Here is an 18,636-nt window from a genome sequence, read left to right as displayed (position 1 = left end):
ACCCTGCAAGTGCCTTCCGTGACAGGAAACTTGGACCCTCAGCAAGTCCTATTTTCCCTGATCAGAAGGCACTTCTTCGTTTCTGCCCAGTCCTTGGACACCCCTTAACGAAGGGTCGAGGCTAGATCGTGAAGATGACCGTGCCGTAGTCGAGGAACCCGACATTGACCTCGAGCTGCAGATCTTTCTGGTTGGGCACTCCGTAGCCCATCCACCAGGTCACCGACTTCCCCGGCAGAACCTTGTTGTCCGGGGCGTCCAATCCTTCCTGGAAGATCGATTCCCCTTCTTCTCCGCCGGCCGACACCGCCGCCGTGGTCAGAGCCGGGTCGAAGACCTCGTCGGTGTTGTTCTTGAAGGTCGCCTTGAATTTCAGGTGGACCGCCTTCTTCTCGCCACCGACGGCGAATTCGGCCCGCTTGAACTTCGCCGGCTTGCCGACGGTGAGCGTACTTCCGTCGCGGAATTTGACAGTCTGCCCGAATTTGTAGACGCCCTCGGGACCACCGGCCTTCGACGGCGCGTCCGCCGCCACGGCGGCATCGCCCTTGGCCGTCTCACCGGTGTCGGTGTTCCCGCTGCTGCAGGCGAGAACCATCGCCGCCGCGAGCAGCGCCCCAGAGATGATCACACCCTTGCGACGCCAACCGGAATTGATGATTTCGGCCATGATGAAAGCCTCCGATCGCTCCGCTGAATTCACATTGGACGCTCATTCAACGTCTCCGTGAAGTCGCCCGATATACGTCGGACGTGCCGCGCATTCGAGCGTTCAGCGGGCGATGCGGTCCGTTCGTCGGCGGAACGGCGTAAAGGGCCGACTTCATCCAGGTGGCGGCATCGTCAGCTCAGTGTTCGCATGATCAGTTCGGTGTTCGCATGCCGGGGACCTCGTCGAAACCGCCGAACGGCCGGAGCCTCAACGGGCGATCGCGCTGAGTGAGATAAAGGAGGTGCGGCTCGGCCTGGACGTCACCGTAGAAATCATCCGGCACGTCGAGTATCCAGTGATCCGGTTCGTCGTTGTCATCGGGCAGAGATGCGTATGGATCGGACACATCCGGCACCGTATCGCGAACGCGAAGGTTTGTATGTCACTCGGGGGATTGACCGGTGTCGTCGGCCCCGAGGAGCTCGTCCGGCTTGGCCGGGGCCGGCACCGGCATCGTGCCGAGACCGATCCGGTCGAACGCGTGCTGCATGTTGCCGCGTAGCTCGCCGGCCGCGTCCCGGCGACCCTGCGCGTAGGCCAGTTGCGCCGCGACCCCGCCCGCCGCGTCGGCCGTCTCGTATCCGCCCCAGACCTCTTCCCAGTCGTGGCCTCCGCCGGACGGGTCGATGCGGATCACCCAGAAGACACCGTCACGCTCGTGAACCGTCCAATACGTACCGTTCGCGGTGTAGTTACGGTAGGCCATGGGACGGACCGTAGTGGTGATCTCACCCCCGGCACATCCACCGAACGATGTGTGCACATTTATCCTGGCGGTGACCGTCCTCACAGGACGGTCGGATCAGCCGAAGGTGAGTCCGGGCGCCGCACCTCGCCCGCTGGCCAGACGCAGCAGGGCCAGCTTCGGCGACGTGTCCGGGAAGAGCAGCCGCACCAGGTGGTCGGTGGCGGCCGCGGTGATCCAGGGCGGCCGGCCGGCGGCATCGGCGATGTCCAGCCCGTGCAGGGCGAGTTCGACGACGCGGGTGGTGAGGAAGTCGGTCAGCAACATGGCGTCACCGTGCCGGGTACGGACGATCCGGCCGGCCGGCTGACCTGCACACCCCTCGATGGCCTCCCGGCACGCACCGGCCAGTTCCTCGGTCAGCGCGCCCGGCGAAGCCGAGGCCGCCCGGCCCCGCGCCGACTCGACACGTTCGGCGTCGGAGTCCGGGCCGAAGCGTTCGTCGGCCCGGTAGTAGCCGGCCGCCGTGGTGTCCGCCCGCGACGGCGTCTCCCCCGCCACCATCCCCGGCAGGCGCGACACCGTGGTGACGAGATGCCCGACGACATCGCGCACCAGCCACGGCGTGCAGCGGGTGGGCCGCTCCCAGGCGTCCGCCGGCAGGTCAGCGAGCGCGCGGACCAACGCGTCCGCCTCGCCCCGCACCACATCGAGAACAGTGAGCATGTTGTCATGATCCCATCACTATGGGTTCGTGCGTACTACCGCGACCAAGACGACGCCGCACCGTAAGCTCCGGATCATGCTCTGGTCGGTGGCCGGTTCCAGTTGTTCCGGCAAGACGACCGCGGCACGTGCCTGCGCCGAGCTTCCCGGCGTGGTGGTGCACGACTTCGACGAGATCGGCGTACCCGACGGCGCCGACCTGGTCTGGCGGCAACGCAGCCTGGAAACCTGGCTGCGACGGGCGCTGTCCTGTCAGGCCGACGGCGTCGACGTGATCCTGCTGAGCCAGTCCCCGATCGGCGAGGTCCTGGCCGCACCGAGCGCGCCCCTGTTGAACGGCCTGGCCGCCTGCCTGCTGGACGTGGCCGACGACGAACGCCTCCGCCGCCTCGACCGTCGCGACCCCGGCAAGTGGTCCCCCGGGCAGCGTCAGGCCTTCCTCAACTGGGCGGCGTGGCATCGCGGCCACGCCGCCGACCCCGGACACCACCCCGAGGTCCTGACCAGGGGCGCCTGGCCCGAGATGGTCTGGAGCCGCTGGCCACCGTCCTGGTCGGTGACGACGATCGACACCACGGGCCGTACCCCCGCCGAGTCCGCCGCCGCCCTCCGCACCTGGATCCAGAGCCACGATCGACACTGACGCCACCATCCGTACGCCGAAGAGGGTGTTGGTGGGGGAGCATGGGTGGATGTTGGTTGCGTTTTCTGTGACGCCTCTGGGCGTGGGCGAATCGGTCGGGGACGCCGTGGCTGAGGCGGTGCGGGTGGTGCGGGAGTCGGGGCTGCCCAACCGTACGGATGCGATGTTCACCACGATCGAAGGTGAGTGGGACGAGGTCATGGCCGTGGTCAAGCGGGCCGTCGACGTCGTGGCCGAGGTGGCGCCCCGGGTCAGTGTGGTGATCAAGGCGGACATCCGGCCGGGTGTCACCGGCGCGCTCGACGCCAAGGTCGCGCACATCGAGCGGAGGCTGGCCGAGTAGTGCGCACGCTCGTCATGTGGGACATCGACCGGACGCTCCTGCGCGGCGGCGGGGTGACGACCATGGCGTGGAAGGCCGCCTTCGTCGCGATCACGGGGCTGCGCTGGCGGGAGACGCCGAACTTCGGCGGGCGTACCGATCTGGACATCTGCGCCGAGGTGTTCCGGGTGCACGGGGTCACCGACTGCACGCCGGAGCTGTTCTTCGAGCACTACGTCCGCGAGGTGGATCTGGTCCGGCACCTCTTCGCCGAGCAGGGACACCTCATGCCGGGCGTACGGGAGGTGCTCGGCAAACTGGCCGCCGACCCGGCGGTCGTGCAGACGCTGGTCACCGGCAATCTCGCGCCGGTCGCCCGGGCCAAGGTGGACGCGTTCGGGCTGGGCGACGTCTTCGACGCGGAGGTGGGTGGCTACGGCGGCGACCACGCCGTGCGGGCCACCCTGGTGCGGCGCAGCCTGGAGCGGGCGCACGCCAAGTACGCCGAACCGTTCCGCGCCGTCGTCGTGGGCGACACCGTCCACGACGTGGCCGCCGCGCTCGCCAACGACGTGGCGGTGATCGGGGTGGCCACCGGCGACACGAGTGCCGAGGAACTGCGGGAGGCCGGCGCACACACCGTGCTGGCCGATATGTCCGACGTGGAGCGGGCGGTACACGCGATCACCGGCTGACCGGAGATAATCCGGCAATGCCGCTAGCCGCACCCGCCACCGATGACCTCGCGGAGATCGCCGAACTGATCGTCACCTGGTCGGGGGTGGTCCTGGGCGGGTTCGCTCTGCTCATGACGATCCTGACCGTGCTGTTCGTGGGCGCCGGCTTCTTCGGGATCCGGGAATTACGGTCGATCCGCAAGACCGGCGCGGACGCCCGGCGCGAGCTGGACGCGCAGAAGGCGCTCGCCCGCGACGTGATGTCCGACACCGACCGGGCGGTGCAAGCCGCCGAGGATCTGTCGTCGGAGGCGACGTCCCTGTTGGACCGTGCACGCACGGCGGTGGACATGACCGAGACCCAGACGGAGCAGGTACGTCAGCTCAGCGCTCGCCTGCAGGTCCAGATCCAGGACCTGGACCAGCGGATGAACACCATGGTCGAGGTGTCCTACCTGTTCAATCAGGGCGAGGAGGCCTACACCGAGGGCCAGTACGACAAGGCCGTCGAGTTCCTGCACCGGGCGCTGCAGCTGCAGCCGAGGAACGCCCGGGTCCGCTACCGGCTGGGCCGCGCGCTGACCAACCTGGGCCGCGAGGAGGAGGCGGAACGGGAGCTGTCCACCGCCATGGCCGACGGGCACGGCCCGGAACACGGCGAACGCGGGCTGGCGTGGCTCTTCCGCCACTCGGATCCGGCGCGCGCCGACGAGCACGCCGAGCGGGCCGTCTCGGCGGCGCCCCGCAACGCGGCGAACTGGAACTGTGTCGGCCTGCTGCGCCGCGACCAGGAGGATTTCGAGGGGGCGCGCAAGGCACACCAGAAGGCGCACGACCTGGAGCCGAACGCCATCACCACGCCGTTCTACCTGGCCCTGCTCGCCGCCCGGGCCGGCCAGCTGCCCCGCGCGTTGCAGTGGTCGGAGGAGGCGATCACGCTGCTGGACGGCGAGCGCCGCGCCCGGATCACGAACATCTGGGCGACCGTGATCCGGTGGAGCGACCTGGTCCTGCGGGACGAGCTGGACGACGCCGACCGGTACGCCACCGAGCTGGCCGAGACCTGCCCGTCACGCCGGCGCGCCCGGGAGGTCGGCGAGCACATGCGTTTCCTGCTGCAGGGTCTCGGCCACGCCGACCTCGAGGAGCGTTACCTGCAGGCCATCGACGCGAAATGGCGCCTCCGCAAGAGGCGCTAGGCAGCGCCGCCGAGCGCGGAGCGCGGAGCCGCCGAGCCGCCGAGCCGCCGAGCCGCGGAGCGCGGAGCCGCCGAGCCGCCGAGCCGCGGAGCGCGGAGCCGCCGAGCCGCGGAGCGCGGAGCCGCCGAGCCGCGGAGCGCGAAGCCGCCGAGCCGCGGAGCGCGAAGCCGCCGAGCCGCGGAGCGCGAAGCCGCCGAGCCGCCGAGCCGCGGAGGACCGGAGGACCGGAGGACCGGAGGACCAGAGGACCAGAGGACCAGAGGACCAGAGGACCGGACGTCTAGGCCGGCGCCACCGGGTTGGGGACGGCGCCGCCGAAGCGGCGGTCGCGGCTGGCGTAGAGCTCGCACGCGTACCAGAGGTGGCGGCGGTCGAAGTCGGGCCAGAGGGTGTCGAGGAAGACCAGCTCGGCGTACGCGGACTGCCAGAGCAGGAAGTTCGACGTCCGCTGCTCCCCCGACGGCCGCAGGAACAGGTCCACGTCGGGCACCTCGGGGTGGTACAGGTACTTCGCGATGGTCTTCTCGGTGATCTTGTCGGCCTTGAGCTTGCCGGCCACCACGTCGCGGGCGATCGCGGCGGTCGCGTCGGCGATCTCCGCTTGGCCGCCGTAGTTGACGCAGAACTGCAGGGTCAGCGTGGAATTGCCCCGGGACATCTGCTCGGCGGTCTGCAGCTCGTCGATGACGCTTTTCCACAACCGGCCGCGGCGGCCCGACCAGACCACCCGGACGCCGAGGTCGACGAGCTGGTCTCGGCGCCGCCGGATGACGTCGCGGTTGAAGCCCATCAGGAAGCGGACCTCGTCGGGCGACCGTTTCCAGTTCTCGGTCGAGAACGCGTACGCCGACAGGTAGGGGATGCCTAGCTCGATGGCGCCCTCGATGGCGTCGAACAGTGAGTGCTCGCCCTGCTCGTGCCCCTTGGTGCGAGACAGCCCCCGGTCCTTGGCCCAGCGGCCGTTGCCGTCCATGACCATCGCGACGTGCTTGGGCAGCACCTCACGCGGGATCTCCGGCGGCGTGGCGCCGGAGATGTGCGGGGTGGGCGGACGTGGGCTCACGGACTCTCCCGTCGATCGACCAGCGGCAACGAGCGCAGCGCACGCTCCATGTGCCATTGCAGGTGTGCGGCCACCAGCCCGCTGCACTCGCGGCGGATCGGCGACTCGGTGGCGTCGGCGACCTGCCAGTCGCCGGCGGTCAGGGCGGCCATCAGGCCGATCGTGGCGGGCGCCGGATGCGCGGCGCCGGGCGGCCGGCAGTCGGGGCAGACCGCGCCGCCGGCCGGCACGGAGAAGGCGCCGTGGCTGCCGGGTAGGCCGCACACCGCGCACTCGGTCAGGGCGGGCGCCCAGCCGGCGGTGGACATGGCCCGCAGCAGGTAGGCGTCGAGCACCAGCGGACCGGCGTGCTCGCGGGCGGCCAGGGCTTTGAGCGCGCCCAGGGTGAGCTGGAAGAGGCGCAGCGACGGCTCGCGCTCGATCGGGGTGAGCCGCTCGGCCGTCTCGGCGATCGCGCTGGCCGTCGTGTAGCGCGGGTAGTCGCTGAGGAACTCCTTGCCGTACAGCGCGACGGCCTCGACCTGGCTCACCGAGTGCAGCGTGCTGCCGACGCCCTCGGGCGAGCCGGCCAGCTGCAGGTCGATGTGGCCGAAGGGCTCCAGCCGGGCGCCGAACCGCGACATGGTGCGGCGGACCCCGCGGGCCACCGCCCGCAACCGGCCGTGATGGCGGGTGAGAAGGGTGATGATGCGGTCGCTCTCGCCGAGTTTCTGCACGCGCAGGACCACCGCGTCGTCGCGGTAGAGATGGCGTCGGTATCCGGCGGGCACGGAGAACATTGTGCCCGCCCGGTACGACAACCCTGATGTGACATCAGGGTCGGGTCAGTGATGAAACTGATGGCGCCCCCGTGCGGGCACGTCATAGCGTCGGGACCATGACCTCGAGCTTGTCCCGCCACCCCGGATTTCGCCGTGCAGGAGCCGCCGCTCTGGTCGCGGCGGCCGCCACGACCGTTCTCACCGGCTGTGGCGGGGTCGGCGCCAAACTGACCTTCAGCGACGTGGAGAAGGCCAAGGTCACCGACATCGTGATCACCGGTGGCAGCGGCGATGTGATGATCCGCACCGCGGCGATCACCGAAACCCGGATCAACCGCATCATCCACCGCAACTCGGACCCGGGCAGCTCGTACCGGGTCGAGGGGCCGATCCTGACCATCGACACCGACTGCGGCCCGAACTGCTCGGTCTCCTACGACATCACCGCGCCGCAGGGCGTCAAGGTGCGCGGCTCGCTCGGCTCCGGCGACATCGGGCTGACCGAGGTCGGCGCCGTCGACGTGTCGCTGACCTCGGGTCAGATAATGATCAACCAGGTGAAAGGTGATGTGACGGCCAAGGCGACCTCGGGTGACGTCATCCTGAACGAGATCACCGGCAGGGTCATCGCCACGGTGCAGTCCGGCGACGTCCGGGCGATGCGCCTCGGCGGCGGGCCGGTGGATGTGCGCGCCACGTCCGGCGACGTGGAGGTGGACGTCGTCAAGCCGATGTCGGTGACCGCGCAGACCACCAGCGGCGACGTCAGGGCCCACATCCCGGCCGGTCGTTACGACATCCGGACCACCGCGCGGTCCGGCGAGGTACGCCTGGACGGTCTCGGCCTCGATGACGACGCCACGTCGCCGAACAAACTGAACATCTCGGCCACCAGCGGCGACGTCGACGTCACCACCTCGCCGGGGGTACCCGAGCCGGGCGTGCACGAGGTGCCGCTGGAACCGGACGCGCCGGAGTCACCGGAACCGCTGCCGAGCCGCACGGCATGATCGGTGCATGACCGCGTTCTACCTCCCGCTCGGTGACGATCGTTACGAGCCGACCGAGTTCACCGAGAGCCCGTGGGATCCGAGGATGCAGCACGGCGGCCCGCCGGCCGCCCTGCTCGCGCACGCCATGGCGCCGGGCGGCGACCAGCGGCTGACCCGGATCTCGGTGGACTTCCTCGGCCCGATCCCCCGCCGCCCGCTGTCGGTCGAGGTCACCACGGTCAAGCCGGGCCGCCTGACCGCGCTGGTCGAGGCGCGGATGATCGTCGACGGCAAGGTCGCGGTGGTGGCCCGCGGCTGGCACATCGCGTCCGGCCCGACACCGCCGGTGGTCACGCCGGACGAGCCGGCGCCGGACATCCCGGCCGAGACGGACACCGGCATGCACTGGTTCGGGTACGGCAGGGCGACCGACTGGCGCAGCCTGAGCGGCGGCTTCGAGGCCTTCCAGGGGCACGCCGACGTCTGGACCCGGGTGGAGCAGCCGCTGATCGCCGGGGTGGAGCTGACCGGGGTGGCCCGGACCCTGATCGTCGCGGACGCGGCCAACGGGCTGTCGTCGAATTTCGACCTCAGGGACTGGCTGAGCATCCCGCCCGGCATGGCGACCACGTTCCTGCGCCCGCCGGAGGGCGAGTGGGTGCGGCTGGCCTGCCGTTCCGACGTCGCCGACGACGGGATCGGCCTGTGCACCGGCGACCTTTCCGACCGTCGCGGCCGGGCCGCCCAGGTCACCCAGCCGCTGCTCGTGCGGAAGCGCTGACCTCCTGAGGCCGATCCTCCTGCCGGTCGGCGGGGTGACCGCCCAGATGCGCGACGCGGCGGGAGTGTTGCCGGACCCGAGTGCGGAGTACGTGCGACGGACCCGCGCCGGCGTGGACATCAGGCCGGTCACCCTGGCCCTTGGGTACCACATTCGCCGGGACCAGCACCGCACGCCGCCCGGCGGCCAGATCCTCGACCCAGCCGACCGCCAGAGTCACGAGCGCCAGCAGCGACACCACCACGACCAGCCGCCACGCGTCGCCGGTCAGGCCGCGGATCGGCCAGCCCGCGTTCTCGCCGGCGTGGGTCATCGCCACGATGATCGGCACATGCCACAGGTAGATCGTCAGCGCCCGCGCGTTCAGGACCGTCACCGGACGCCAGGCCGGGATCGACGGCGAGATGCGCAGCAGCAGCAGGATGAGCGCCAGCGACCAGAAAGCGTTGCCCAGCGGGATGTCGTTCAGGTCGTACCCCCGGGGGCCTGGATGGGTGACCACCCACAGGGCCGCCGCCAGCGCGACCGCCCCTGCCACCCAGAGCAGCCGGCGGTCGCGCAGCTTGCCGTCGTGGTGGGCGAAGCCGATCAGCCAGGCGCCGCCGTAGAGCGCCATGTCGCGCAGCAGCGGCGACTGCGGGGTCACACCGGCCACGGTGGTCACGACCAGCGCGACGTACGGCGTGGCGATCGTGATCAGCGGGAATCGGCGGTAGATCGGCAGCAGAACCGGCGACAGCAGGACGAACCACAGGAAATCACGCAGGTACCACATCGCGCTGAGCGCCTCGAGCCACGGCCCACCGGCCGGCGGGTCCTGCAGCGGGAAGAACCACATCAGCAGTCGCCAGTCCCACGCCAGCCCGTCGATCATCATGGCCGGGACGGCGATCGCCGAGATCACCCAGAGCGACGGCAGTAACCGGCGCAGCCGGCGCTCCACCGCGAACGGGCCGGTCCGGTCGAGCGAGGCGGCCATCATCGAACCGCCGAGCGCGAACATCACCGACATCGCCGGGAACGCGATGGTGAGCGCGGGCAGCCCCGTCACGTGGTAGAGCACCACCCGGACCACCGCGACGGCACGGAGCAGATCCAGGTACCGATTGCGCATGACCAACAGGCTTACCCGGAAATCACGATCATCATCAAACCAGGGTGAGAAAACCCACAAATCCCATAAACGGAGTTTAATTAAAAGCCAAGTTTGCGCAGTTGCTTAGGGTCACGTTGCCACTCTTTCGCAACGCGCACGTGAAGATCCAGATACACCCGGCGGCCGATCAGAGTCTCGATCTCACCGCGCGCCCGGGTGCCGACATCCTTCAAACGAGCCCCACGCGTCCCGATGACGATGGATTTCTGACTGTCCCGTTCCACATAGACGTCAGCAAATATCCTGACCAGATTGCCCTCGTCCTGCATCTCCTCGACCAGCACCGCGATGGAATGCGGCAGCTCGTCCCGCACACCCTCCAGCGCCGCCTCGCGGATCAGCTCGGCGATCAGCACCTGTTCCGGCTCGTCGGTCAGCACATCGTCCGGATAGAGCTGCGGCGACTCCGGCAGATGCCGGACGATCACGTCGACCAGCGTCTCCACCTGGTGCCCCGACACCGCGCTCACCGGCACGATCTCGGCGAACTGGTACAGCTCGTTCACCTCGAGCAGATGCTTCGCCAGGGTCACCTGGTCGACCAGGTCGACCTTCGTCACCACGGCGATCACGGTGGCCTTCAGCTCCGCGATCTCCGCCGAGATGAACCGGTCGCCGCGCCCGATCGGCTCGTCCGCCGGCAGGCAGACACCGATCACGTCGACCTGGCTCCAGGCCTCCTTGACCAGGTCGTTCAGGCGCTCACCGAGCAGCGTCCGGGGCCGATGCAGACCCGGCGTGTCGACCAGCACGAGCTGCGAGCCGGGCCGGTGCAGAATGCCGCGAATGACGTGCCGCGTAGTTTGCGGCTTACTCGACGTGATGGCGATCTTCTGTCCGATAATCGCGTTCGTCAGGGTGGATTTGCCCGCATTCGGCCGCCCGACGAAACAGGCGAAACCGGCACGATAAACGTCATCCACGACTTCCTGCCGCGACACCGGATTGTGCCGGTGCTGCTTACCGGGCTGGTCCGCGGTGCCGCCCGACTTACGATGCCGCGGCTTGCGCGCCGGCTTCCCCGGAGACGTCACGCGGTGACCGAACCCAGCAGCGAGCCGTCCGGCGCGGCGACATGGATCGGAGCATCCGCCGACAGGTCACGCACCGCGGCGTGGCCGCCGCCGTCCAGCGTCGACGCCTCCGTCACCACGGCCGCCGCCTCCAGCTTCGTCGCGCCCGCCGCAGCGGCCGACGCCACCGCCAGCTGCAACGCGGTCACCGCCAGGCTGGGCAGAGCCACGCTCGCCGCGGCGTACGTGCGACCGTCCTGATCGCGTACCGCGGCACCCTCCACCGCACCCACCCGCGCGCGTGAGCTGCGCGCCAGGGTGACCAGCTTCTGGTCCTCCGCGGTCAATTCCGCGGCGGCGGGGAAAATCTCAGGCATCAGCGTGTTGCCTCTCCTCGGTCGGCGAGTTGTCGTCCTGGCCGGTCGGACCCGCCGGAACAACCCGGGCGACCAGCACCGAGTCGATCCGGTTACGCCGGCCGGTCGTACCCTCGGCCACCAGGTGCAGCCCGTTCATGTCCACCTCGGCGCCCGGGATCGGCACCCGGCCCAGCACCTGCGCCAGCAGGCCACCGACCGTCTCCACGTCGTCCGCGGGCAGCTCCACCCCGAAGATCTCACCGAGATCCTCGATCGGCAGCCGCGCGGTCACCCGCACCGAGCCGTCCTCCAGCGTCTCCACCGGCGGACGCTCCACGTCATATTCATCGGTGATCTCGCCGACGATCTCCTCGAGGATGTCCTCGATGGTGACCAGGCCGGCTGTGCCACCGTACTCGTCGACCACGATCACCAGGTGAGTGCGTGCCGCCTGCATCTCGGACAGCAGGTCGTCGACCGGTTTCGACTCCGGCACGAACGTCGCCGGGCGCATCAGCTCCGCCACCACGCTCGCCGACGCGGCCGGGTCGCCGTTCTGCGTACGCCGCACCACGTCCTTCAGATAAAGCACGCCCAGCACGTCGTCGACGCTCTCGCCGATCACCGGGATGCGCGAGAAACCCGAACGCAGGAACAGATAGAGCGCCTGCTGCAACGTCTTGGTGGTCTCGATCCACACCATCTCGGTCCGCGGCACCATCACCTCGCGGACGATCGTGTCACCCAGCGCGAACACCGAGTGGATCATCTCGCGCTCGCCGTGCTCGACCACGCCACGCTGCTCGGCCAGGTCGACCAGCTCCCGCAGCTCCACCTGGGTGCCGAACGGCCCCTCCGGGAAACCCTTGCCCGGCGTCACGGCGTTACCGATCAGGATCAGCAGGGACGCCAGCGGGTTGAGCACCCGGCCGATCCAGCGCACCAGCGGCGCCGCGGCCTTACCCACCGCGTACGCGTGCTGCCGGCCCAGCGTCCGAGGCGCGACCCCGACCACCACGAACGAGACCACCGTCATCGCGCCCGCGGTGACCAGCGCGGCCCGCCACCCGGCGCCGTACGTGTCCACACAGACCAGCGCGACCAGCGTCGTCGCGGTCAGCTCGCAGAGCAGCCGCAGCAGAAGCAGGAGATTGAGGTGCCGCACCACGTCGCCGGCCACCGCGGCCAGCGCCGCCGCGCCACGCTGACCCTCACGGGCCATCTCGCCCGCCCGGGCCGGGGACACCGTCGCCAGGGCGGCATCGGTCATCGAGGCGAGCCCGGCCAGGAAGACCAGGACAACCGCGTAGATCAGCAGTTGCAGGTCGGGTAGTCCGCCATCCATCGGTCTCAGCCGGTCTGCCGTGCGGACCGCCAGGACTGCAGCAGCCTGGCCTGCAACGCGAACATCTCGCGCTCCTCCTCGGGCTCGGCGTGGTCGTAGCCGAGCAGATGCAGCACCCCGTGCACGGTGAGCAGATGCAGCTCGTCGGCGGGTGTGTGCCCCGCGGCGGCCGCCTGCTTGGACGCCACCTCCGGGGACAACACGATGTCGCCGAGCAGCGCGGGCTCCCCGGCGCCGGCCTCACCGGGCCCGTGGTCGACGCTGCCCTCGTCCATCGGGAAGGCGAGCACGTCGGTCGGCCCGTCGCTGCCCATCCAGCGATGGTTGAGCTCGGTCATGTAGTCGATGTCGACAAGCAGGATCGACAGCTCGGCGAGCGGGTTGACACCCATCTCGTCCAGCGCGTGCCGGGCCACCGCCAGAATCGCGTCGGTGTCGACCTCGACTCCGGACTCGTTGGCGATCTCGATGGACATAGTGGTGCTTCTCATCCCTTGATTAACGTCGGCGCCCGGCACGGCCACCACCGGCGGCACGGCCCGGCACGGCGCGAACGGACTGTGCGCTTTCCTGTTCCTGCTCCACGTCGAAGCGCGCGTACGCGTCCACGATCTCGGCGACCAGCCTATGGCGCACCACATCGGAGCTGGACAGCTCGGCGAAGTGCACGTCCTCGACGTCGCGCAGAATCTGCCGGACGATCCGCAGCCCGCTGGTCGTGCCACCCGGCAGGTCCACCTGCGTGACGTCGCCGGTGACCACGATCTTGGCCCCGAACCCGAGCCGCGTCAGAAACATCTTCATCTGCTTGGGCGTCGTGTTCTGCGCCTCGTCCAGAATGATGAACGCGTCGTTGAGCGTGTTGTGGGTGACGATCAGATCGTCGGTCACGTAGAGCGAGTCCTGTGCCGCGACCTGGATGCAGACCGTCTCCTCCGCACCGACCGGCTCGATGTCGTGGACGAACCGCATCGGGCGTCCGCCGCCGGTGGCGTTGTAGAGAGCGCGCTTGCGCTCGAGCCGGAACGGCTCGATCCCGGCCGGCAGCCGGATGTCCATCACGAACGCGTCGTGACGCTGGTGCACCGCACGACCGCGAGCCGGACCTGGCTGCCGGCCCGGAGCAACACGACGGCGCACATATGCGACCCCGCCGAGCGACCGCACCAGGAACAGGACATCGTCGCGCAGGCGCTCGGAGGAGGTGCTGTATTGCACCCGGCAGCCGCGGTCCTGCTGGGAGACCGGTCCACCGTCGCTGTCGAACAGACCTTGCAGCAGCGCGAGGCGCACCGCCGCGCTGTTGACCTTGTAGATCTCCGGGACGAACGTCGTGCTCGCATCCGTCTCCGCCAGGTCCAGCTCATGCAGGACAGCAGTGATGGGATGTGTTGTGAGCACACCGCCGACCTCGTTCTTGCGAGTCACCGTGATGCCCGGCAGGGCCGCGTCCAGCGCCTCCGCCAACTCGGGATCGGCCGTGGTGAACGACGGCGTGGTCGCGGTGGTCAGGCAGCCGTCGCCGAGCAGGAGACCCATCGCGTACGGGTCCATCGGCACGTCCTGCCCGACGAACTCGACCGGCTCGACCAGCGGCAATTCATACCGGTGGACGTACCCCCGGCGGAGGTTGCCGATCATCTCCTGGGTCTCGAGCGTCCGCGCCGGGCGGCCGTGGCTCCGGTCGTCCGGCGTACGCACGGTCCAGAGATGCTCGCCACAGGCGACCGTCGAGGCTCCGTCCTGGGTGGTGACCCGGTAGACCTGCTTGCGGCCCTGCGGGTAGACGCCCAGCACCGGCGTCGGCAGCCCGTCCGAGCCGGTGACGAGGTCACCGACCGCCAGGTCGCCGATCGCCCGCCAGCCATCGGGCGTCAGCACCTTGGCCGTCAGCGGCTGCGCGCGGCCCCGCATGTAGGCCAACGGGGCGACCTCGATCGTGCCGTTCTGCATCAGGCGCGGGATCGACTCCGGGTCGAGCATGTCGTGCAGGGCGTCGTACAGAGGACGCAGGTAAGGGTCGATCTTCTCGTTCAGCGTGCCGGGCAGGAAGCCCAGCCGCTCGCCCGCCTCGACCGCCGGCCGGGTCAGGATGATGCGGCTGACCTGCTTGGCCTGCAACGCCTGGACGGCCTTGGCCATCGCCAGGTAGGTCTTGCCGGTGCCGGCGGGGCCGATGCCGAAGACGATGGTGTTCTCGTCGATCGAGTCGACGTATCGTTTCTGGCCCAGCGTCTTGGGCCGGATGGTGCGGCCGCGCCGGGAGAGGATGTTGAGCGTGAGCACCTCGGCCGGCCGCTCGGAGGTGTTCTGCTCCAGCATGGCGACGGTGCGCCGGACCGCGTCGACGGTCAGCGTCTCACCCTTCTCGATGAGCTCGATGAGCTCGGAGAAGAGGCGCTCCGCCGTCGCGTTGTCGGCCGGTGAGCCGGTCACGGTGATCTCGTTGCCGCGGACATGCACGTCACTGGCGAGTGTGCGCTCGATCAGGCGCAGGATCTCATCCTTGGCGCCCAGCAGGTTCACCATGATCTTCGGGTCGGCGACCGAGATCTTGGTCTGCACCCGAGCAGCGCCGGACGCGCTCGAAGTGTGGTCGGTGCTGGTCATAGGGGCGGCCCCGAGGACCTACGCCACCTGCTTTCTCCTCTTGCGCCGTAAGGACCGCCCCATCGTATCCGTTCCGCGCCCGCACCGCCGACACCATTAGGGGCGTTCGCCGTGGGTGGCCGGCACCCCGTCGAAGGCCTCCTGCTCGCGAGTGAGGCGATAGGTAGCCCAGTGCATCCGGAGGATGACTCCGCGTTCATCGCGGGTGATCCGGAGCAGCTCGCCGGCCTCCCGCCCGGAGACCGTCCGGAGCACGTCCGGCGTCCCGGGCAGCGGCTGGAACACGGCCGGCGGGCGGTCGTTCGGCGAGTCCGCCCCGCGGGCCTGCAGGGTGCCGTCGTGCCAGGAGAAGTCGTACGGGAAACCCTCGCCCCACCACCGGCCCAGCACCTGCCGGTACTCGTCAGGCGCCGGCTCGCCGATCGCCCACGGCGTGATCTCCGCCGGGTCCAGCTCGGCGGCCAGGCGCAGCAGGTCGTGCGGCAGGTCGGCGATCTCCATGGCGGTGCCGGACGACGCGAGCACCGCGCAGCCGAGGGCGCCGGGGTTGCCCTCGCCGCCGCGGCGGCCGTAGACCGCGGACAGGAAGCCGGGCATCGCTCCGTCGTGGCCGATGTGCACCACCCGCTTGCCGGCCGGTTGCAGGATCAGCCCGAGCCCGAAGCCGGCCGTCCAGAGCTGCTCGTCGATCGTGGTGAGCGGCCAGCGCATCTCGTCGAGGGTGGCCGCGGGCAGCACCTTGCCGTCCGGGTCGACGATCTCGGGGCTGACCAGGAAGGCGGCCCAGGTCGCCATGTCCGCGGCGGTGCTCCACAGCTGGGCGGCGGGCGCGGCGCCGGCCATGTCGGTGGGCGGTTCCGGGCGGGCGGCGTCGGAGTACGTGTCGACCAGGTAGCCGACCACCGCCTCCGGGCCCGGGTGGTAGCTGGTCGAGTACAACCCGAGCGGCGTCAGCACCCGGTCGGCGAGCACCTCGAACCAGCTCCCGCCGCGCATCCGGGCGACCACCTGGCCGAGCACGCCGAGGGCGAGGTTGGAGTAGTGGTAGCGGCGCGCGTTGGGCAGTACCCGCTCGGCCCGCTCGAGTTCGGCGAGCATCCGGTCGGGCGACGGCATCTCCAGCATGTCCCAGACGTCGCCGTGCGGCTCACGCTGGAAGCCGGCGGTGTGCGAGAGCAGCCGGCGGATCGTGGCGTCGCCGTGCGCCGGGAGGTCGAGGTGCTTGCCGACCGGGTCGTCCAGGTCGAGCAGCCCGTCGTTGCGAGCCTGCATCACGAGCACCGCGGTGAACGTCTTGGTGACCGAGCCGATCCGGAACCGGGAGTCGGCGTCCAGCGGCCGCTCCGGGTTGCCGGAGTCTCCGATCGTGCAGGTCCAGAGGCTGCGGTCGGCGCGATGCACGGCCACCGCCAGGGCCGGAACCCGGGCCGTCGACTGGATCTTGCGGGCCTCGCGCTCGTAGCGCTGCTCGGCCGCGCTCACGCGATGCTCAGCATGGGTCCGAGCGGCGAGCCGCCGACGACGTGCCCGTGGACGTGGAAGACCTCCTGGCCACCGAATCGCCCGGTGTTGAAGATCAGCCGGTACCCGTCGGCGCTCAGCCCCTCGGCCTCGGCCACCGCACCGGCCGCGGCCAGCACGTCGGCGGCGAGCGCGGGGTCGGCGGCGGCGAGCGCGGCCACGTCGGCGTGATGGGCTCTCGGGATCACCAGGATGTGCACGGGCGCCTTCGGGTCGATGTCCCGGAAGGCGAGCGTGGTCTCGGTCTCGTACACCACCGTGGCCGGGATCTCCCCCGCGACGATGCGGCAGAACAGGCAGTCGTTGTCCACCTGGATGATCCTAAGCTCCTCGAATGACATCAAGAGCGGTGTTGGTCACCGGTGCGTCGCGAGGTTTGGGCAGAGCGGTCGCGAAGCGGTTCGCGGCAGGCGGGGATCGGGTGGCGGTGCACCACCGCGACACGGCGGCGCTGGCCGCCCAGCTCGTCGAGGAGCTGCCGGGCGACGGGCACGTCGTGGTCCGGGCGGACATGGCGGACCCGCCGGCGGTCCGGGCGATGGTCGACGCCGCCGCGGACGGCCTCGGCGGGCTGGACGTGCTGGTCAACAACGCCGGGATCTACGGTTCGCCGCCGGCCGTGCCGGTGCTGGAGGCGGGTTACGAACAGTGGCGGGAGATGTGGAGGCACACCTTCGACGTGAACCTCTTCGGCGCGGCCAACGCCTGCTGGGCAGCGGTCCAGCACATGCGCGCCGGCGGCGGCCGCATCATCAACGTGTCGTCCCGGGGCGCCTTCCGGGGCGAGCCGGAGCAGCCCGCCTACGGCGCGTCGAAGGCCGCGATGAACGCGATGGCCCAGTCCTTGGCGGTGGCGCTGGCCCCCTTGGGCATCGCGGTGGCGTCGGTGGCGCCCGGTTTCATCGAGACCGACATGACCAACGAGCACCTCAAGGCCGAGCGGGGCGCCGCGATCCGGGCCCAGAGCCCCTACAACCGGGTGGCCCAGCCCGACGAGGTGGCCGCGGCCGTGCATTGGCTGGCCACCCCCGAGGCGGAGTGGGCGACCGGCGCGATCATCGACATGAACGGCGCCTCCTACCTGCGCACCTGACGGCCTATCCAAGATCAAATTCAAGGGCTTGATGTCGTAGCCGGGTGGGTGGTGCTGACCGCAACTCCCGTCGGGGCCGGGCCCACGGCTCCAAGGCCGCGGGGCGGCCAGAACAGAGCCGCGCACCCTTCATTCCGCGTGCGTGCCCACTCTCTGGGCGCTCCGCGCCCAACCCCGCCCGGGCGCTCAGGTTGATGGTCTGTTGAGCTCGCATGGCCGGGCTTTCTGGCGCATACCCCTATTTCCGCCATTTGCGCCAGGACACGGGTCGGGCCGGGTTGCCAGGTGGCCGGGGCGCCTGCTCGCGGTGGAAGCCGCCACTCCCGGTGGTAGCCGAGCGCGCGAGTGGTAGCCGAGCGCGCGAGTGGTAGCCGAGCGCAAGAGTGGTAGCCGGGCGCAAGAGTGGTAGACCAAAGCGCCATCTCAGGCGAACGGCCCACCACGACGATCTCGGCCTACCACTGCCACGGACGGTGGTAGGACCAAGCGCTATCCGGGCTAGATTTGCCGCTCTGACCTACCACCCTCGCGGGCCGTGGTAGCCCAGAGCGGTGTATCGAGCCGGATGCCGCCCGGTCACACCACTCCCGCCGGGCTCTACCATTGCGCGCCCGGCCAGCGCCGCGAGCGGCGGCAGCGACGGTGAGCAGGCACGCCGGCCGCCTGGCAACCCGGCCCGACCCCGCGCCCAGAGAAGACGGCGGCAACCACCGCGAGCAGGCACCCCGACCGCCTGGCAACCCGGCCCCACCCCACGCCCAGAAAAAACGGCGGCAACCACCGCGAACAGACACCCCGACCACCTGGCAACCCGGCCCCACCCCACGCCCAGAAAAAACGGCGGCAACCACCGCGAACAGACACCCCGACCGCGGGGGGAGAGACACGGCCCGGGTACCAAGTCGATCCCGATTCCGCTGCCTGCTCCCAGTCCGCGCGGATCTCACGGATGTCGGTCATCATCGCGCAGTAGCGGAG

The 18,636-nt window shown here is 70.0% G+C and carries 20 protein-coding genes and 3 pseudogenes; 7 read left to right on the top strand and 16 right to left on the bottom strand.

Annotated elements, in window-relative coordinates; genetic code table 11:
- Window positions 1-121 precede the first annotated feature (121 nt).
- The 4 genes from QSK31_RS40640 to QSK31_RS40625 all read right to left on the bottom strand — a co-directional run bounded on the left by QSK31_RS40640 (window position 122) and on the right by QSK31_RS40625 (window position 2,123).
- Window positions 122-670: a hypothetical protein gene (locus QSK31_RS40640; RefSeq protein ID WP_285690152.1), complete on the bottom strand. Its 549-nt coding sequence runs from the start codon at window positions 668-670 to the stop codon at window positions 122-124.
- A 193-nt stretch (window positions 671-863) separates the two neighbouring features.
- Window positions 864-1,058: a hypothetical protein gene (locus tag QSK31_RS40635; RefSeq protein WP_285690151.1), complete on the bottom strand. Its 195-nt coding sequence runs from the start codon at window positions 1,056-1,058 to the stop codon at window positions 864-866.
- 36 nt (window positions 1,059-1,094) lie between these two features.
- Window positions 1,095-1,418, bottom strand: coding sequence for a hypothetical protein (locus tag QSK31_RS40630; protein WP_285690150.1), 324 nt, complete (start codon window positions 1,416-1,418; stop codon window positions 1,095-1,097).
- Window positions 1,419-1,514: 96 nt separating this feature from the next.
- A complete protein-coding gene (locus QSK31_RS40625) occupies window positions 1,515-2,123 on the bottom strand; it encodes a maleylpyruvate isomerase N-terminal domain-containing protein (RefSeq protein ID WP_285690148.1) in 609 nt (202 codons plus the stop codon).
- A gap of 28 nt (window positions 2,124-2,151) precedes the next feature.
- On the opposite strand from QSK31_RS40625, the gene QSK31_RS40620 reads away from it, so the two are divergent.
- The 4 genes from QSK31_RS40620 to QSK31_RS40605 are packed head-to-tail and all read left to right on the top strand — an operon-like array spanning window position 2,152 to window position 4,964.
- Window positions 2,152-2,766, top strand: coding sequence for a hypothetical protein (locus QSK31_RS40620; RefSeq protein WP_285690147.1), 615 nt, complete (start codon window positions 2,152-2,154; stop codon window positions 2,764-2,766).
- Window positions 2,767-2,815: 49 nt separating this feature from the next.
- Window positions 2,816-3,109: an MTH1187 family thiamine-binding protein gene (locus QSK31_RS40615; protein ID WP_285690146.1), complete on the top strand. Its 294-nt coding sequence runs from the start codon at window positions 2,816-2,818 to the stop codon at window positions 3,107-3,109.
- Complete coding sequence (locus tag QSK31_RS40610) at window positions 3,109-3,783, top strand: haloacid dehalogenase-like hydrolase (RefSeq protein ID WP_285690145.1); 675 nt, start codon at window positions 3,109-3,111, stop codon at window positions 3,781-3,783. Before QSK31_RS40615 ends, QSK31_RS40610 begins: the two co-directional genes overlap by 1 nt.
- Before the next feature lie 17 nt (window positions 3,784-3,800).
- Window positions 3,801-4,964: a tetratricopeptide repeat protein gene (locus tag QSK31_RS40605; RefSeq protein ID WP_285690144.1), complete on the top strand. Its 1,164-nt coding sequence runs from the start codon at window positions 3,801-3,803 to the stop codon at window positions 4,962-4,964.
- Window positions 4,965-5,244: 280 nt separating this feature from the next.
- Here QSK31_RS40605 and QSK31_RS40600 read toward each other — a convergent pair whose 3' ends face one another.
- On the bottom strand, window positions 5,245-6,027 hold the full coding sequence (locus QSK31_RS40600; RefSeq protein ID WP_502873092.1) for an isoprenyl transferase: 783 nt from the start codon (window positions 6,025-6,027) through the stop codon (window positions 5,245-5,247).
- Entirely contained in the window at window positions 6,024-6,797 is a 774-nt protein-coding gene (gene recO / locus QSK31_RS40595; RefSeq protein ID WP_502873091.1) for a DNA repair protein RecO, read from the bottom strand. The genes QSK31_RS40600 and recO overlap by 4 nt, the downstream gene beginning before the upstream one ends.
- Before the next feature lie 107 nt (window positions 6,798-6,904).
- Here recO and QSK31_RS40590 point away from each other — a divergent pair, with 107 nt between their 5' ends.
- On the top strand, window positions 6,905-7,798 hold the full coding sequence (locus tag QSK31_RS40590; protein WP_285690141.1) for a DUF4097 family beta strand repeat-containing protein: 894 nt from the start codon (window positions 6,905-6,907) through the stop codon (window positions 7,796-7,798).
- A 7-nt stretch (window positions 7,799-7,805) separates the two neighbouring features.
- Window positions 7,806-8,561, top strand: a complete 756-nt coding sequence (locus tag QSK31_RS40585; protein ID WP_285690140.1) for a thioesterase family protein — start codon at window positions 7,806-7,808, stop codon at window positions 8,559-8,561.
- Here QSK31_RS40585 and QSK31_RS40580 read toward each other — a convergent pair.
- The 10 genes and pseudogenes from QSK31_RS40580 to QSK31_RS40535 form a co-directional block, all read right to left on the bottom strand.
- Window positions 8,530-9,675 (bottom strand): acyltransferase family protein, encoded by a 1,146-nt coding sequence (locus QSK31_RS40580; RefSeq protein WP_285690138.1) that lies wholly within the window; start codon window positions 9,673-9,675, stop codon window positions 8,530-8,532. The genes QSK31_RS40585 and QSK31_RS40580 overlap by 32 nt on opposite strands.
- Window positions 9,676-9,755: 80 nt before the next feature.
- On the bottom strand, window positions 9,756-10,640 hold the full coding sequence (gene era / locus QSK31_RS40575; protein WP_502873094.1) for a GTPase Era: 885 nt from the start codon (window positions 10,638-10,640) through the stop codon (window positions 9,756-9,758).
- Window positions 10,641-10,747: 107 nt separating this feature from the next.
- A complete protein-coding gene (locus QSK31_RS40570; RefSeq protein WP_285690136.1) occupies window positions 10,748-11,107 on the bottom strand; it encodes a cytidine deaminase-like protein in 360 nt (119 codons plus the stop codon).
- Window positions 11,100-12,434 carry a hemolysin family protein gene (locus tag QSK31_RS40565; RefSeq protein ID WP_285690135.1) on the bottom strand — a complete coding sequence of 445 codons (1,335 nt, stop codon included), beginning with the start codon at window positions 12,432-12,434 and terminating at the stop codon, window positions 11,100-11,102. Before QSK31_RS40565 ends, QSK31_RS40570 begins: the two co-directional genes overlap by 8 nt.
- Window positions 12,435-12,439: 5 nt before the next feature.
- On the bottom strand, window positions 12,440-12,910 hold the full coding sequence (ybeY, locus tag QSK31_RS40560) for an rRNA maturation RNase YbeY (protein WP_285690134.1): 471 nt from the start codon (window positions 12,908-12,910) through the stop codon (window positions 12,440-12,442).
- Between the two features lie 22 nt (window positions 12,911-12,932).
- A pseudogene (locus QSK31_RS40555) lies at window positions 12,933-13,295 on the bottom strand (PhoH family protein); the annotation flags it as partial.
- A gap of 273 nt (window positions 13,296-13,568) precedes the next feature.
- A pseudogene (locus QSK31_RS40550) lies at window positions 13,569-13,973 on the bottom strand (LAGLIDADG family homing endonuclease); the annotation flags it as partial.
- Between the two features lie 363 nt (window positions 13,974-14,336).
- Window positions 14,337-15,044 (bottom strand): annotated as a pseudogene (locus QSK31_RS40545) (PhoH family protein); the annotation flags it as partial.
- A gap of 96 nt (window positions 15,045-15,140) precedes the next feature.
- Window positions 15,141-16,526, bottom strand: a complete 1,386-nt coding sequence (locus QSK31_RS40540; RefSeq protein ID WP_285690133.1) for a serine hydrolase domain-containing protein — start codon at window positions 16,524-16,526, stop codon at window positions 15,141-15,143.
- Window positions 16,523-16,876: an HIT domain-containing protein gene (locus QSK31_RS40535; protein WP_285690132.1), complete on the bottom strand. Its 354-nt coding sequence runs from the start codon at window positions 16,874-16,876 to the stop codon at window positions 16,523-16,525. Before QSK31_RS40535 ends, QSK31_RS40540 begins: the two co-directional genes overlap by 4 nt.
- Before the next feature lie 23 nt (window positions 16,877-16,899).
- Between QSK31_RS40535 and QSK31_RS40530 the strand changes: the two genes are divergently transcribed.
- The gene (locus QSK31_RS40530) at window positions 16,900-17,658 is read left to right on the top strand and encodes an SDR family NAD(P)-dependent oxidoreductase (RefSeq protein ID WP_285690131.1); all 759 of its coding nucleotides are present in this window, start codon (window positions 16,900-16,902) and stop codon (window positions 17,656-17,658) included.
- Window positions 17,659-18,636: the final 978 nt, after the last annotated feature.

The sequence above is a fragment of the Actinoplanes sp. NBRC 103695 genome (assembly GCF_030269485.1).
In the GTDB taxonomy this organism is placed as follows: domain Bacteria; phylum Actinomycetota; class Actinomycetes; order Mycobacteriales; family Micromonosporaceae; genus Actinoplanes.
Note: the sequence above shows the minus strand (reverse complement) of the source record. Positions and strands in the feature narration are given on the sequence as shown.